This is a genomic window from Enterococcus sp. FZMF, from assembly GCF_030263915.1.
Lineage (GTDB): Bacteria > Bacillota > Bacilli > Lactobacillales > Enterococcaceae > Enterococcus_D > Enterococcus_D casseliflavus.
In genome coordinates this window covers 2,866,003-2,881,048 of sequence record NZ_CP127160.1, presented here as the reverse complement: position 1 = coordinate 2,881,048, position 15,046 = coordinate 2,866,003, and the positions used below count along the sequence as shown (strand labels likewise).

Here is a 15,046-nt window from a genome sequence, read left to right as displayed (position 1 = left end):
TTGTTTAATCTAGTACGTCATCACTTTCAACGATTTCTTCTGAATCGAGTTCGAAATCGGGTGCTGGATGCACACGCTCAGGCAGCTCCATTTCTAACTCGCCTTCTTCGGTGTATTGGTTGTCGGTATCGGCAACGTCAGCTAAAATTTCTTCAGGAAGCTCTTGCTCCAACCGATAGCCTTCTGCATGACGTGCATCGAGTAATTCCAAAAGATGTTGCCACTCGTCTTTCGAGATCACTACAACGTCAATGCCATCTTTGTTTTGTACCTCTACAACAGAGGAAAGATCGGTGCCGACCGTTTTAATGATCGATTCCAACGACCATTTACTCGTTTCTAAGTCAATTTTTTGTGCCATAAGAATTACTCCTTTTTTGAGAAAAATTTTGTCCTACCTTAATTGTAACGGGAAAGTTGCAGAAAACAAAATAGCTTGATTGGGAATCGTCCCTGATATGCGCAAGAACATTTGCACAGCGGCTTTAACCAAGGTAAGATAAGAGCAAGAAGGGAAGGAATAAAAATGACAGAAAAACAGACATTTCATGTGAATGGGTATTTAGCACTGGTTGTGCTGATCGGGTTATTAGTTGGCGGCGGTTATTTGTTTTATCATGGGTTCGTAAATGAGAGCGTTCTCGAAATCGTTCTCAGTATTCTTTTATGGATCGTTTCGTTTCTTTTCCTTAGTTCGTTAACGATCGTACAGCCCAACCAAGCCAAAGCGATCCTCTTTTTTGGGCAATATTTAGGGACCATTAAAGACAACGGCTTATTCGTGACAACCCCCTTAACCCAAAAAATCAATGTTTCATTGAAAGTCCGTAACTTTAACAGTTCGCTGTTGAAGGTCAATGATTCAGACGGAAACCCGATCGAGATCTCGGCGGTGGTGGTTTTTAAAGTCGTAGATACGGCGAAAGCATTGTTTGATGTCGATTATTACCAAGATTTCATTGAGATCCAAAGTGAAACAGCGATTCGTCATATTGCGACGCAATACCCGTATGACACGTTCAATGACGATGATCTGACGTTGCGAGGCAATACCAATGAAGTTTCGGAAGAACTGGCAAAAGAATTGCAAGAACGATTGGCTGTTGCCGGGGTCGAAGTCATAGAGACCCGCTTAAATCACCTCGCGTATGCGACTGAGATCGCTAGTGCGATGCTGCAGCGCCAACAAGCCAAAGCGATTTTATCTGCACGACAAATCATTGTTGAAGGAGCCGTCTCCATGACACAAATGGCGTTAGAACAAATCGAAGACGGACAGGACATCAATTTCACAGATGACCGCAAAGTCCAATTGATCAATAATTTATTGGTGTCGATCATTACCGATAAAGGCACGCAGCCGGTGATCAATACGGGCGATGTCAAAGAGAAAGGAGTGTAGCATTTGAAGAAACTTTACATCAAACAGAAGGTTTTCAGCATCGGTGAAAAATTTACCGTCACTGATGATTTACAAAACCCTCGCTATTATGTCGAAGGCAGTTTTTTTAAGATCCCGAAAAGTTTTACGATCTTCAATGAGCAGCAGCGACCGATCGCGGAGATCACCAAAAAAGTGTTCAGTTTATTACCGAAATTTTTTGTGGAAGTCCACGGCCAAGAAGCGATCGTTTTAGAAAAACATTTCACATTTTTTAAAGCACGCTATTCCATCAGTGCAGAAGGCATCGATGTGGACGGCAATTGGTGGGATATGGATTTTGTGGTCAACCGCAACGGCAAACGGATCGCAGAGATCCACAAAAAATGGATCTCTTGGGGCGATACCTATGAAGTTGTGATCTATGAAGAAGATCTAGATGACCTGATCATTGCATTAGTGGTAGCCATCGATCGCGTCAAAGCAGATGATGCCGCAGCATCAAGTTCAGCAAGTAGTTAGAAAAAAAGGAGCGATGTGCATGTTATACGGTTCGATTGAAGCAGGCGGCACAAAATTTGTGTGCGCCATTGGCGATGAAGAAATGACAATCAAGGAAAGAGTGAGCTTTCCGACAACGACACCTGAGGAAACAATGCCTTTAGTCATTGGTTTCTTCAAACAATACCAAGCAGATTTAGCAGGGATTGGGATTGGCTCATTTGGGCCTATCGATATCCATCGCGATTCTGCCACTTATGGGTACATTACCTCGACCCCGAAATTGGCATGGCAAAATTTTGATTTCATCGGTACCATGAAAAAAGAATTTCCGATCCCGATTTCTTGGACAACAGATGTCAATGCGGCTGCCTATGGTGAGTATGTCTTCGGCAGTGGCAAAGGATTGAGTAGTGTCGTTTATTACACGATCGGTACAGGTGTTGGCGGCGGTGCCTTACAAGAAGGGCGCTTTATCGAAGGCTTTAGTCATCCAGAAATGGGGCATATGCTGGTCGTCCCTCATCCAAAAGATGACTTTGCTGGCAGCTGTCCATTTCATGGCAACTGTTTAGAAGGGATGGCTGCTGGACCCGCCATCGAAAAACGCTTAGGGAAAAAAGGTCAAGAGGTTGCAGAAGATGATCCTTATTGGGAAATCGAAGCCTCCTATATTGCTCAATGTGCCTACAATACAACCTTGATGTTTTCTCCAGATGTGATCATTTTTGGCGGTGGTGTGATGAAACAACGCCATATGCTGCAAAACGTCCACGACGCATTTGCAAAATTGGTCAATGGGTATGTCGAAACACCTGAGTTAAGCAAATATATCGTGACCCCAGCATTGGAAGACAACGCTGGAACGCTCGGTTGTTTGGCATTGGCTCGAGAAGCGGTCTTACATTCATAAATAAAAAAAAGATCATACTCTTCGGGTATGGTCTTTTTTTACAGCGTATCAGTGGCACTTTTGGCGACTTTTTGTATACTTAAGCTGAGGTGGAAAAGAATGAAATTAGCTGTTCGAAAAAGAAAAATCGGAAATATTCCGGTCTTAGAAGTCGTACCAGAAGAAATGATTTATGAGCCGCTGCCATTGATTATTTACTACCATGGCTGGCAGACGAGTAAAGAATTAGTGTTGACACAAGGCAGAAAGTTGGCTAGAGAAGATTTCCGGGTGGTCTTGCCAGATGCAGCCAATCATGGGGAGCGCAAGACCCAGCTATCGGAGATTCCTTCTCTAACTTTTTGGCAAAGTATCCAAACCAATCTATTTGAGTTTTCTTACTTAGTCGATTTTTTTGAAAACCTTGGTTTGGTCAACGGTCAGATCGCAGTTGGCGGAGTCTCTATGGGAGGGATGACCACGTGCGGTTTATTGTGCCAGCATCCAGAAATTACAGCGGCAGCTTGTATCATGGGTTCTCCTTCCATGTTGAAATACCGTGACCGCATCCAAATGCACGCTGGCGCTGCTGGGTTCTTTGTACCCGAGGATTATGGTCAGCTTTTAAGCTGGATGGATGCTTACGACCTGTCTTCTCAACCAGAGAAATTGGGACAGCGTCCTCTTTTGTTTTGGCATGGTACCCAAGACGAGAAAATTCCTTATGGTGATGTGGAAGCCTTTGTGGCAGAAAATCCAGAAGCAAATTTGCAGTTTATCTCGCGAGAAGAACGCCATCTGGTTCGTGGAGAAACGATGGATCAAGTCACAGCTTTTTTCGTGGCAGAGCTCAATCAAACCAATCAATGAAACTGTTTATAAAAGAAAAAGATTGTGTGAAAAGGTACAAGCATAAAACTCGTTTTTTGTCACGTGATAACCTATACTGTAGGGTGCAAAAAAAGGAGGAATTGGTTTGACATACCGCGTTTTATTATTTTATAAATACACAACAATTGAAGATCCGGAAAGCTTCGCCAAGGAGCATTTAGCATTTGGAAAAGAAATTGGCATCAAGGGCCGTATTTTAGTAGCCAATGAAGGGATCAATGGCACACTTTCTGGAACGGTTGAAGCAACGGATCGCTATATGGAAAAAATGGAAGCTGATCCCCGTTTTAAAGGGATTTTTTATAAGATCGACGAAGTAGAAGAACATGCGTTTAAAAAGCTATTCGTTCGTCCGCGTAAAGAATTGGTTTCATTGAACCTTGAAGACGACATCGATCCATTAGAAATGACTGGAAAATATTTAGATCCTAAAGCGTTCAAAGAAGCGTTGTTAGATGAAGATACCGTGGTGATCGATGCCCGTAACGATTATGAATATGATTTAGGCCATTTCCGAGGAGCCGTTCGTCCCGATATCCGCAGCTTCCGTGAGTTGCCGCAATGGATCATCGATAATAAAGAAAAATTCATGGATAAAAAAGTCGTTACTTATTGTACTGGTGGTATCCGTTGTGAAAAATTCTCAGGCTGGCTGCTGCGAGAAGGTTTTGAAGATGTGGCCCAACTCCATGGCGGTATCTTTGCTTATGGGAATGACCCAGAAGTTCAAGGTGAGCTTTGGGATGGGAAAATGTACGTCTTTGATGAACGCATCAGTGTGGAAATCAATCATGTAGATAAAAAAGTCATCGGCCGCGACTGGTTTGATGGGACACCTTGCGAGCGCTATGTAAACTGTGCCAACCCAGAATGCAATCGCCAATTCTTAACTTCTGAGGAAAATCAGGCTGCCCATTTAGGTGCCTGCAGCTATGATTGTGCCATCCACGAACACAACCGTTACGTGGAGCAACATGGAATCACAGAAGCAGAAAAAGCTGAACGGTTAAAAAACTTTGCAACAAAAAATGAAACAGTCACTGCCTAAACCGACAACTGTTTCACAGGAAATGAATGATTAAAAGAGTCGCACGTGAGTCCGAAAACTGGCTTAGCTCAGTCAGTTTTTCCACCTTCCGTGCGGCTTTTTTGAATGGACAGAATTGGAAACGATTGTTTTTTAATTATCTGAAAAATCTAACTATTCCAATTGTTCTTTTTTCTTTCCTATCGAGAAAAAACGCAAGGCTCTCGCATATTTCACGATTTTAGAGTAAACTATACCTAATTGTGGAAGAGGAAAGAGGAATTCAGATGAAAATTGTTATTGCTGGTGCAGGTGCTATGGGCAGCCGTTTTGCTATTATGCTAAAAAGAGGCGGAAATGACGTCACGTTGATCGACGGCTGGCCTGCGCATATCGAAGCGATCCGTGAACACGGATTACGAGCGAACTTAAACGGTGAAGAGATCGCAGTCCCTTTTTCGATCTATTCGCAAAATGAGATCCCAACGACTGTACAAGCAGACTTGATCCTGGTCTTTACTAAAGCGATGCAACTGGATCAAATGATGCAAACGATCAAACCGATGATCGGAGAGCAAACGAAAGTCTTATGCTTATTAAACGGGATCGGTCATGAGGACACGATTGAAAAATATGTCAGCACAGATAAAATCTTTTTAGGAAATACCATTTGGACGGCGGACTTGATTGGTCCTGGTAATGTTCGCTTGTTTGGGGATGGTTCTGTAGAACTGCAAAACATCGAACCGGGGAAAGAAGAAGATGCCCGTCAATTGGCGGCAGTCTTGGCTGATGCTGGGTTGAATGCGTCTTATTCTGAGAACATCCGTTACTCCATCTATCGCAAAGCCTGTGTCAACGGCACCCTAAATGGCTTGTGTTCGATTTTAAATGTGAATATTGCCCAATTCGGACAAACCTCAACGGCGCGTGCGATGGTCCAAACGATCGTGGAAGAATTTGCGGCAGTTGCTGCCCATGAATCTGTTGAACTGGATGTATCCGAAGTAGTCCACCATATTGAGGAAACCTATGATCCAGAAGGCATCGGAATGCACTATCCATCCATGTATCAAGATTTGATCAATAATCATCGCAAAACCGAGATCGATTATATCAATGGCGCAATCTCACGAAAAGGCCGCAAGTACCAAGTGCCAACGCCTTATTGCGACTTTTTGACTCAAATGATCCATGCTAAGGAAGATATTTTAGCAGCAGAATAACCACTTCTGCGAAGGGAATAACTCGTAAAATCGCTAGCAGTCAGTAGCGATATCAAGAGACTGCATCCAAATCATTCAGCAAAAAAGTCTTTTCGCTCACTCATAGAAGAAACACTATGAGGGCGAAAAGACTTTTTTTATTGATTTCGAGTGAGTCTGCTTATTTTTTCTTGATGCGAATCGCATAAGAATCCAGCAAGATTCGAGCAATGACCGATAAGGGCAGTCGTGAGCGGACTTCATAATCAGGGAAAAAGGAAATTTCTGATTTGAAGCTAATCAAAGAAAGCTCGACTAATTCCAGCAAACGGCTTTCTTTTGAGGCGGTGATCAAAAGCGATCCGATTTCTTTATCGTAACAATTTTGAGCCGCGATGACTAATTCTTCGGTCTCCCCATTTAATGAAACAAAAATCACGGTATCTTCTTTGCGTAAACGCTTACTGATCGTAGTGATAATATTGGGATCAGTGTACAACTCACAATATTTATCCACCAGCTGAAATTTTGTCTTCATTTCTTCCCCAATCAATTCTGAAAAGCCCCGTGCAAAAATAACGATTCGTTTCGCGTTGTATATTTTTTGGATCGCATCTTCAATAGTGCCCGTATCTAGCATATTTAAGGTACGAATGACTTCTTGTTCATTTTTAATAATGGAGCGACGGATCTCTTCATCCACCATTTCCACGTTTGAAAAATTCAAGGTCATATTCGATTGCTCTTTTAAATGATGTTTAAAAGAGGTGTAGCCCTCATAGCCCTTTTTCTTCATGGTTCGGACGATCGTTGTCGTTGAAACATTTGCCAGTTCACTTAGTTTGATAATCGAAAGGCTCGGAATTTCTGAAAGGTTTTGCGTAATGTAATTCCATAAAAATAGTTCTGCTTCACTTAATTTGTTGTCCATCTTGCCACCTCTTAACGCTATTTTAGTGTGATTGTATCTGAAAATCAAATGGAATCAAACAAGATTGAAAATGTTTTCAACAGAATGGATCGTTTTAGAAAACATGTACATTCAGAAACAGTGCATACTTAAGGTACAGCAAGGAGGAACAATTATGGGAACGATTTACACATGCACGATGAATTTAGCGATTGACTTATTTATCGAAACAGAACAGCTTTTGCCTCAAGTTGTCAATCGTACACTAGATGATGAGATCCAAGCCAATGGCAAAGGGGTGAACGTTTCTCTTATTTTGAAGATGCTAGGCATTCCCAGCACTGCTTTAGGATTTAGCGGTGGCTTTACAGGAAAATATATTGAAGATTTTTTAAGCGAAAAGCACATCATGACCGATTTTGTAGCGGTTAATGGAATGACCAGAATAAATGTCTTTACACAAGTCAACGAAGAAAACAAAGAATATAAATTGGTCAATCAAGGGCCAGCGATCAGTCCAGAAAATGTGGAGCGATTGTTAGCAAAAATCAAGACTCTTGTTCCAGGTGATTTTCTTTGTGTTTCTGGGAGTTTACCAAAAGGTGTTCAGCCGACGGTTTTGATTGAGATCAGTAAAATCTGTCAGGAACGAGAAATCAAGCTGATTATTGATAGTAGTTATAAGGAAGTTCGGGAGTGTTTGCAGTATCGTCCTTACTTGATCAAACCAAATGAAGAGGAGTTAGCGACACTGTTTGATGTCGCCACGATCGCACCCGAAGATTATCAGAAATACGGTCAAATGTTAATTGCAGAAGGAGCGCAAAATGTGTTGCTGTCTTTAGGAAGTGAGGGGGGGATTTTTTTTAATGAAGCAACTTGTCTGATCGCTAATGCCCCAAAAGGCAAAGTGGTTAATACAGCCTGTGCGGGAGATAGCTTATTAGGGACCTTTATTGCCGGGATGGTTCGCAAGGAGGAGGTTTCTCATACATTGAAAAGAAGTATTGCTGCGGGAAGTTCAACTGCTTTTAAAAAGGGATTGACTGACTTTTTAGATATCCCTGAATTGGAAGCGCAAATACATGTTCATAGAAAGGAAGTCCATAAATGACAAAATTTCAGATAGTAGCTGCGACGGGATGTCCGACGGGGATCGCGCATACGTATATGGCACAAGAAGCATTAGAGCAAGCCGCTAAAAAGCGAGGCATTTCGATCAAAGTAGAGACTCATGGACAGATTGGGATCGAAAATGCATTGACTGCTGAAGAGATCGAAGCTGCCGACGCAGTCATTATCGCGGCTGATAAAGATGTTCAAGCCGAACGTTTTGCAGGCAAAAAAATCATTGATGTCCCGGTAGCTTCGGGCATTCGCAATGCGGATCAATTGATCGCTGATGCCTTAGAGGGTGCAGGGAAAATCAAACAGCCGAAGCAATCTGTTCCGACCAATAAAGAAGAAGTAGCCGTCAGCGGGATTGGACATACGATATACAAAAACTTAATGAATGGTGTCTCCCATATGTTACCGTTTGTGGTCAGTGGGGGAGTCTTGATTGCTATTTCATTTCTTTGGGGGATTTATTCGGCTGATCCAACTAATGCTCAGTACAACGAATTTGCTGCGCGACTCAATGGAATCGGTGGTTTTGCTATGAGTATGATGGTCCCGATCCTATCAGCATTTATTGCGGAGAGTATTGCGAAACGACCAGGACTAGTGGTTGGGTTTGTTGGGGGCTTGATCGCGGCAGACGGCGGCACTGGCTTTTTAGGTGGGATCGTTTCAGGTTTCTTAGCCGGCTATGTCGTTCTAGGGCTGATGAAGGCATTGGTTCTTTTACCTAAATCATTAGATGGTTTGAAAGCAATTTTTCTTTATCCCGTTTTAGGAGTCTTGATTACAGGATTGATTATGGACTTTGTGTCAGGGCCGATGGCAACGATCAACGAAGCAATGATGTCTTTCTTAGCTGGTTTCGAAAACTCTAGTCCCTTTGTATTAGGAATTATTGTTGGCTGTATGTGCGCATTCGATATGGGAGGACCAATCAATAAAGCAGCTTATGTAACAGGTACTGCTTTATTGGCACAAGGAAATACTAGTTTCATGGCAGGAGTATCCGCAGCGTGCATTGCACCACCATTGATCACAGGTTTTGCCGTTTTATTCTTTGGGAAGTATTTTGATGCAAATGAAAAAAATGCTGGATTAGTCAATTTTATCTTAGGCTCAACACATATTACAGAAGGAGCGATTCCTTTTGCGGCAAAAGACCCGCTGAGAGTGTTACCGATCATGATGTTTGGTTCTTCGATTGCTGCTGTACTGACCTATCTCTTCAAAGTGCAAGTGCCTGCACCCCATGGTGGCTTTCTAGTATTACCCGTTGTTACTCATGGTCTTTTATGGGTAAGTGCGATTTTAGCAGGATCGATCGCAGGTGGGTTGTTGCTAGGATTGGTTCAAAAAAGAAAAGTTGCCAAACAGAGAATGGGCGTGAAAGCATGATTACGGAAGAATATATTTTTGTCGATTCCCTCCTAAATAATAAAGCGGAAGCGCTCTCTTTTCTAGCAAAAGAAAGTAAGAGACAAGGCGATGCTACGAATGTTTCAGAAGTGGAAGCAGCATTTATCCTTCGAGAAGAACAAGGCTCTACAGGCATGATGGATGGCTTTGCCATTCCTCATGCGAAGAGCAGTGTTATTAGACGACCATTTATTAGTGTAATCAAACTTAGAGAAGCAATCGATTGGGACAGTTTAGACGGACAAAAAATCCATACGATCATCGCTATGTTTATACCAGAGAACGAAGCTGGGACTACCCACCTTACGATTTTGTCTCAAGTGGCAAGGATGCTGATGAAAGAAGAGTTAAAAAAAGCGATCCAAGCAGCTACTTCTAAAACAGCTGTACTACAAGCAATGAATCAGTATCTAGAAGGGAATTGAAAAAATGACTACGACAATGAAGCAACCGATAACAGTAACAAAACTTTGTAATTCAAAAGGAATCATCAGTGCATTGGCGATCGATCAAAGAGGCGCATTAAAGCGAATGCTAAGTCAATATAAAAAAGAAGTGTCGGACGCAGCGATCGAGCAATTTAAAACCATCGTCTCTGAAGAACTAACACCATATGCATCGGCTATTTTATTGGATCCAGAATACGGCCTTCCGGCAGCAAAACAACGTGCTCAGCAAACTGGCCTATTGATGGCTTATGAAAAAACGGGGTATGATGCAACGACGCCGGGGAGACTCCCAGACTCGTTAAATTATTGGTCAGTCAAGAAGCTCAAAGAGGCAGGAGCGGATGCCTGTAAGTTTTTACTCTACTATGATGTAGACGAAAGCGATGCAATCAACGATCAAAAGAAAGCTTATATAGAACGAATCGGTTCTGAATGTCTGGCGGAAGGGCTGCCCTTTTTCTTAGAGCTAGTCTCCTATGATGCGACCATTTCGGATAACACATCGAAAGAATACGCAACGGTCAAACCACATAAAGTCAATCAAATGATGAAGGTTTTTGCAGAGTCGCGCTATAACGTAGCTGTTTTGAAAGTAGAAGTTCCTGTCAATATGAAGTTTGTTGAAGGGTTCGGGAATGAGGTTGTCTATACACAAAAAGAGGCTGCAGCATTCTTTAAAGAACAAAGCCAGATGGCTACTTGTCCATTTATTTTTCTTAGCGGAGGCGTCAGTGCAGAGCTTTTTCAAGAAACCCTCCGCTTTGCCAAAGCAGCTGGTTCAACCTTCAATGGTGTATTATGCGGGCGAGCAACTTGGGCAGATGGTGTTAAGGTATTTGCCACTAAAGGAGAAGCTGCTGCAAGACAATGGATGCAAACAGACGGTAGAAAAAACATCGAAACATTGAATGAAGTGCTAATGGAAACAGCTTCTTCTTGTCAGGCAACAACTGAATGATTTCTTTCAATGGCAATATATGAACTTGGGGAGATAAGGTGTCAACATGTGCTGGCTTCCAGACGGTTAAACGGATGTCTGAGATTGACTTTCGCCGAAGTCTTTATTTGAAAAAGTCAATGAGTTGGGTCATTCTTAAGGAGCGTACTAACCAATCGCCGCATTTTTAATACACTCTAATTTAATCGTTTCAAAAAGCTTAGGGAATCTTTCCTAAGCTTTTTTTGTGGAAGAAAAAGGTGGGAGTTTTTCTTTCTTTGACTGCATGTTATTGGAGTGGCTTTGTTGTGGAAAAATCGAGAGCAATTAATTAAGTCGTATTCACAAACCGTCCTTTAAAAAAAGAGCGGATGACTCCTTATAAGGAGAAGATAGGATAGAATAGAAGTCGCTTCAACATGATTCTTTCGGTTGCAAAATAAAATTGCATTGTTTTTTAAGGCAAACGGTCTGAAGATTATTCAGTGAAATTCGTACACTTTTTTTCCAGATCTTTGAAAAAATCCTGTCTTAATTATTATTGGTCAACGCTTATACTGAAAGCGTAATCAAATTGTAGGAGGGAACGTATGAAAGACTGGTTAAATATAGCTGGAAAAACCGTGATCGTAACAGGGGGTTCTTCAGGAATCGGAAAGAGGATTGTTGAAAGTTTATTAGAGCAAGGGGTGAAAGTGGCAAATTTTGACCTTACAGAAGCTACGCAACAACATGACAATTTGTTGTTTGTTGAAACGGATATTTCAATAAGGGAAGAGGTGGAGTCAGGTGTAGAAAAGGTCATTGAGCGGTTTGGAACTGTCGATGGTTTAGTGAACAATGCAGGGATCAATATTCCACGTCTTTTAGTAGATAAGAAAGACCCTCATGGGAAATATGAATTATCAGATCCTATTTTTGACAAGATGAGTGCAATCAATCAAAAGGGCGTTTTCCTAATGACTCAAACAGTAGCCCGAGAATTGGTCAATAAAAAATCTGGAGTCATCATCAATATGTCATCAGAATCAGGGCTTGAAGGATCTGAAGGGCAAAGTGCATATGCTGCTACCAAAGCGGCACTCAATAGCTATACAAGATCCTGGGCAAAAGAATTAGGAAAATCAAATGTTCGAGTCGTGGGTATTGCACCGGGCATCATGGAAGAAACAGGTTTGAGAACGCCCGCCTATGAGGAGGCATTGGCTTACACAAGAGGGACGACAGTTGAAAAACTGCGAGAAGGATACGCAAAAACGAGTACAATTCCTCTAGGTCGGAGTAGAAAATTGACAGAAGTAGCTGACTTGGTCTGCTATTACCTGTCTGACCGATCCAGTTATATTACAGGAGTGACAACAAATGTAGCGGGAGGAAAAACTAGGGGATAGAAATAGGGGGATAAAATGGCATTCGTAAATCGATGGTATCAAATCTTAGACTTGTTAATAACCCATAAGGATATTTCAATCATTGATTTACAGAAAAAGTTGAGCAGTAGTTCAAAAACAGTAAAGAGTAGTATTGATCTGCTTAATGAAGAACTAATTGGTATTGCGAAAATCGTGTAAAGGAAAAAGAGCTATTCCATTGAGATAGAAGACGCTGAAGAATTTGAACTAATTTTGGCTGGAAAGTTAAAAAAAGAAACCGATTTTAACTCAGCAAGTAAACGGGTGGCATTTATCCTAAAACAATTGATCGAGGAAAAGTCATTTATTTTAATTGACGATCTGTCTGAAGCGCTAGGGATCAGTAGGAGTACTGTCTATAATGATTTTCGGATGCTAAAAAAGCTACTCAAGCCTTTTGATACAGAAGTAGTTGGAACGCCAAATAGAAGGATTCAGATTAAAGGAAGTGAATTTAATCTGCGTTTGCTTTATATCTATTATGTACAAGATTATTTTTATGAAAATTATTTAGAAAACGATACACGAGCAATGATCCAAAAAATCATTTCTCTCTCAGGGATTCCGCAGTATTATGGTCGTTTACTGTATAAAGTGATTTCTATTTCCATGAAAAGGATCATTGAAGGAAATTATTTAGAGACGATACCGAATTGTTATACAAATTTCATCAAAGAAGAAAAACAAATCGAGCAGTTGATCTATCATCTAGAGACCAAATACCGAGTGACTTTAAGTCAAACAGAACAAGACTTTCTCTGGTTCCCGTTAAATTTATCTGCAAATTCCTTAATTGAGCGTACGGTTGTCCCGACAGCAGTCGAACAGTACTTTAAAGCGATGCTAAAGCGAATCCATCGCACGCTCGTTTTGGATATCAATGAGAAAGTGTTGTTTTTAGAAATGAAAGAACACTTAAAGTATATGATCAACCGAATCGTGGTCCAAGCAAAATTAAGCGATTTGTTTTACGGCGAAATCGAGCGACAATATCCCTTTGCCTATGAATTAGCCAAAGTCGGTCTACAAGAGATTGAAGAAATGGTTGGTCGAACCATACCCACAGTCGAAATCAGTTATCTAGCACTTTATTTTGAACTTGCTTTGAAAAGCCAACAAAACGAACCAGCCAAAAAACAAATTGCTGTAGTTTGTCACAGTGGCAGAGGTACGGCGATGATCATTCGTCGTCAATTGGAACGAGTCTTAGGCAATGATATTCGCATCACCCATTTATCAGAGGAAGCCTATCATCAGGAAAATCTGACCGATTACTTCGCCATTTTTACGACGATCCCATTAAAACATTTAGAGCAAGTGAAAAGTCCAATCATTAAATTGACCAACTTATTTGACGATCATTGGTTGCGCAATGAGTGGGAAAAAGCCGAACGCTTGCAGTCAGTAGGGAAGCAGTCGATCCTCTTACACTTTAACCACTTAGATCCTGACTTGACCTATCAAAAGAATGTCGAGTCAATGATCGCCGAATTAACAAAGGAGCATATAGTAGATGAGTGCTTTTTGGAACGAATCAGACAAAGAGAGGAAAAACATGCCACGATTTTTGATTCTGAGATTGGCTTTCCCCATGCGATCAATGATCAAACAGATAAAATCGTTTTGTCGATAGGTGTGTTCAAAAGGAAATTGGTTACTCCTGAGGGCAATATCAAACTGATTTTTTTGTTAGGTATTCCAAGTGAATTGACAGGGAAAAACGAACAAGACTTGTTGCGCATTTATGATGAATTATTTGCGATTGCTGGCAATGCGGATTTCAGAGAAGAAATAAGTGCCCAAGAAAATCTATTAGCATTGAAAGAATGGCTTTATCAGAAGGAGTTGATTATATGAGTTTTGTTTATCTATTTGGTATTTTTGCCTTAGGCGCCTATTTGTTACAAATTCTTTTTGGGTTGAAACAGATCAAACACTTTAATCAAAACTATCAGCAACTGCGCAAAAAAGGCAAGGTAGCGATTGGACGCAGAGCTGGAAAAATAAAAGCAGGAACGATCGTTTTACTTGCGGTCGATCCAGCAGGAATCATTCTTGATGCCAGAAAGATGCAAGGGGTAACCGTGTTGGCGAAGTTTAAAGAGCTGCCGGTGTATCTAGGAGAAGATATTCATTATATCGATAAGTACCATCCCAAAGTGCAAAAAGAAAACAAGTTGACGATTCAAGCGATGGAAAATGCCAGAGAAATCTATTTGCGCACAGAAGCCGGGAACTATACCGAAAGTCAGGGAGTGTCGCCTGTAACACTGATGAAAATACAAATACAAACATGGAAAGAAAAAATATATGTGAAAGAAAAAAGGAGTGCAAAATAATGGAGTATATTACAAAATTTGCTGAAGGTTTTATGAGCCTTTTTCAAACCGGAGCAGAGACCTTTATCTCATGGATGACAGGTATCGTTCCAGTGGTGCTAATGCTGATGGTCGCCATGAATACGTTGATTGCTTTCTTAGGAGAAGAACGCGTGACCAAAGTGGCACGTTTATCTTCAAAAAATCCTTTCACTCGCTATTTGCTTTTACCTTTCCTATCTGCCTTTATGTTAGGAAACCCAATGTCGTTTACTATGGCTCGCTTTTTACCTGAATATTATAAGCCTAGCTATTATGCTTCACAAGCGCAATTTTGTCACACCAGTAATGGGGTATTTCCTCATATCAATCCGGGAGAACTCTTTGTATGGTTGGGTATTGCCCAAGGAATCACAACATTAGGCTTAAACTCGATGGAGCTGGCGATTCGTTACCTATTGGTCGGTATGATCATGAACTTTATTGGCGGTTGGGTCACCGACTTTACGACTGCTTACGTGTGTAAGCAGCAAGGCATCACTTTGAGTAAAACAGTCAAACTAGCGGCAGAATAAGGAGGAATCA

General features: G+C 41.3%; 17 protein-coding genes. 15 read left to right on the top strand and 2 right to left on the bottom strand.

Annotated elements, in window-relative coordinates:
• Positions 1–4 precede the first annotated feature (4 nt).
• Positions 5–361 (bottom strand): hypothetical protein, encoded by a 357-nt coding sequence (locus QN079_RS14005; RefSeq protein WP_289229978.1) that lies wholly within the window; start codon positions 359–361, stop codon positions 5–7.
• 165 nt (positions 362–526) lie between these two features.
• On the opposite strand from QN079_RS14005, the gene QN079_RS14000 reads away from it, so the two are divergent.
• From QN079_RS14000 to QN079_RS13975, 6 genes are all read left to right on the top strand, one after another.
• Positions 527–1,402 carry an SPFH domain-containing protein gene (locus tag QN079_RS14000; RefSeq protein WP_010750000.1) on the top strand — a complete coding sequence of 292 codons (876 nt, stop codon included), beginning with the start codon at positions 527–529 and terminating at the stop codon, positions 1,400–1,402.
• Between the two features lie 3 nt (positions 1,403–1,405).
• On the top strand, positions 1,406–1,903 hold the full coding sequence (locus tag QN079_RS13995; protein ID WP_005233908.1) for an LURP-one-related/scramblase family protein: 498 nt from the start codon (positions 1,406–1,408) through the stop codon (positions 1,901–1,903).
• 19 nt (positions 1,904–1,922) lie between these two features.
• Entirely contained in the window at positions 1,923–2,795 is an 873-nt protein-coding gene (gene scrK, locus QN079_RS13990; protein ID WP_010749999.1) for a fructokinase ScrK, read from the top strand.
• A 99-nt stretch (positions 2,796–2,894) separates the two neighbouring features.
• The gene (locus QN079_RS13985) at positions 2,895–3,644 is read left to right on the top strand and encodes an alpha/beta fold hydrolase (RefSeq protein WP_289229977.1); all 750 of its coding nucleotides are present in this window, start codon (positions 2,895–2,897) and stop codon (positions 3,642–3,644) included.
• Between the two features lie 106 nt (positions 3,645–3,750).
• Positions 3,751–4,713: an oxygen-dependent tRNA uridine(34) hydroxylase TrhO gene (trhO, locus tag QN079_RS13980; protein ID WP_010749997.1), complete on the top strand. Its 963-nt coding sequence runs from the start codon at positions 3,751–3,753 to the stop codon at positions 4,711–4,713.
• 266 nt (positions 4,714–4,979) lie between these two features.
• Positions 4,980–5,918, top strand: coding sequence for a 2-dehydropantoate 2-reductase (locus QN079_RS13975; RefSeq protein WP_005228196.1), 939 nt, complete (start codon positions 4,980–4,982; stop codon positions 5,916–5,918).
• A 160-nt stretch (positions 5,919–6,078) separates the two neighbouring features.
• Here QN079_RS13975 and QN079_RS13970 read toward each other — a convergent pair whose 3' ends face one another.
• Complete coding sequence (locus QN079_RS13970) at positions 6,079–6,828, bottom strand: MurR/RpiR family transcriptional regulator (protein WP_289229976.1); 750 nt, start codon at positions 6,826–6,828, stop codon at positions 6,079–6,081.
• Between the two features lie 154 nt (positions 6,829–6,982).
• On the opposite strand from QN079_RS13970, the gene pfkB reads away from it, so the two are divergent.
• The 9 genes from pfkB to srlA all read left to right on the top strand — a co-directional run bounded on the left by pfkB (position 6,983) and on the right by srlA (position 15,036).
• Entirely contained in the window at positions 6,983–7,921 is a 939-nt protein-coding gene (pfkB, locus tag QN079_RS13965; RefSeq protein WP_289229975.1) for a 1-phosphofructokinase, read from the top strand.
• A complete protein-coding gene (locus tag QN079_RS13960) occupies positions 7,918–9,324 on the top strand; it encodes a PTS fructose transporter subunit IIC (protein WP_289229974.1) in 1,407 nt (468 codons plus the stop codon). The genes pfkB and QN079_RS13960 overlap by 4 nt, the downstream gene beginning before the upstream one ends.
• On the top strand, positions 9,321–9,770 hold the full coding sequence (locus tag QN079_RS13955; protein WP_289229973.1) for a PTS sugar transporter subunit IIA: 450 nt from the start codon (positions 9,321–9,323) through the stop codon (positions 9,768–9,770). Before QN079_RS13960 ends, QN079_RS13955 begins: the two co-directional genes overlap by 4 nt.
• Before the next feature lie 4 nt (positions 9,771–9,774).
• Positions 9,775–10,752 (top strand): tagatose-bisphosphate aldolase, encoded by a 978-nt coding sequence (gene lacD / locus QN079_RS13950; protein ID WP_289229972.1) that lies wholly within the window; start codon positions 9,775–9,777, stop codon positions 10,750–10,752.
• Between the two features lie 569 nt (positions 10,753–11,321).
• Entirely contained in the window at positions 11,322–12,122 is an 801-nt protein-coding gene (locus QN079_RS13945) for an SDR family oxidoreductase (protein ID WP_289229971.1), read from the top strand.
• A 15-nt stretch (positions 12,123–12,137) separates the two neighbouring features.
• The gene (locus tag QN079_RS13940; protein WP_289229970.1) at positions 12,138–12,302 is read left to right on the top strand and encodes a helix-turn-helix domain-containing protein; all 165 of its coding nucleotides are present in this window, start codon (positions 12,138–12,140) and stop codon (positions 12,300–12,302) included.
• A gap of 54 nt (positions 12,303–12,356) precedes the next feature.
• Positions 12,357–14,000, top strand: coding sequence for a BglG family transcription antiterminator (locus tag QN079_RS13935; protein WP_289229969.1), 1,644 nt, complete (start codon positions 12,357–12,359; stop codon positions 13,998–14,000).
• Positions 13,997–14,482: a transcriptional regulator GutM gene (locus QN079_RS13930; protein ID WP_289229968.1), complete on the top strand. Its 486-nt coding sequence runs from the start codon at positions 13,997–13,999 to the stop codon at positions 14,480–14,482. The genes QN079_RS13935 and QN079_RS13930 overlap by 4 nt, the downstream gene beginning before the upstream one ends.
• Positions 14,482–15,036: a PTS glucitol/sorbitol transporter subunit IIC gene (gene srlA / locus QN079_RS13925; protein WP_074934132.1), complete on the top strand. Its 555-nt coding sequence runs from the start codon at positions 14,482–14,484 to the stop codon at positions 15,034–15,036. Before QN079_RS13930 ends, srlA begins: the two co-directional genes overlap by 1 nt.
• Positions 15,037–15,046: the final 10 nt, after the last annotated feature.

Coding starts and splice junctions, on each gene's coding strand:
- QN079_RS14005 (WP_289229978.1), bottom strand. CDS start 361: ATGGCACAAAAAATTGACTTAGAAACGAGTAAATGGTCGTTGGAATCG.
- QN079_RS14000 (WP_010750000.1), top strand. CDS start 527: ATGACAGAAAAACAGACATTTCATGTGAATGGGTATTTAGCACTGGTT.
- scrK (WP_010749999.1), top strand. CDS start 1,923: ATGTTATACGGTTCGATTGAAGCAGGCGGCACAAAATTTGTGTGCGCC.
- QN079_RS13985 (WP_289229977.1), top strand. CDS start 2,895: ATGAAATTAGCTGTTCGAAAAAGAAAAATCGGAAATATTCCGGTCTTA.
- QN079_RS13975 (WP_005228196.1), top strand. CDS start 4,980: ATGAAAATTGTTATTGCTGGTGCAGGTGCTATGGGCAGCCGTTTTGCT.
- QN079_RS13970 (WP_289229976.1), bottom strand. CDS start 6,828: ATGGACAACAAATTAAGTGAAGCAGAACTATTTTTATGGAATTACATT.
- pfkB (WP_289229975.1), top strand. CDS start 6,983: ATGGGAACGATTTACACATGCACGATGAATTTAGCGATTGACTTATTT.
- QN079_RS13960 (WP_289229974.1), top strand. CDS start 7,918: ATGACAAAATTTCAGATAGTAGCTGCGACGGGATGTCCGACGGGGATC.
- QN079_RS13955 (WP_289229973.1), top strand. CDS start 9,321: ATGATTACGGAAGAATATATTTTTGTCGATTCCCTCCTAAATAATAAA.
- lacD (WP_289229972.1), top strand. CDS start 9,775: ATGACTACGACAATGAAGCAACCGATAACAGTAACAAAACTTTGTAAT.
- QN079_RS13945 (WP_289229971.1), top strand. CDS start 11,322: ATGAAAGACTGGTTAAATATAGCTGGAAAAACCGTGATCGTAACAGGG.
- QN079_RS13940 (WP_289229970.1), top strand. CDS start 12,138: ATGGCATTCGTAAATCGATGGTATCAAATCTTAGACTTGTTAATAACC.
- QN079_RS13930 (WP_289229968.1), top strand. CDS start 13,997: ATGAGTTTTGTTTATCTATTTGGTATTTTTGCCTTAGGCGCCTATTTG.
- srlA (WP_074934132.1), top strand. CDS start 14,482: ATGGAGTATATTACAAAATTTGCTGAAGGTTTTATGAGCCTTTTTCAA.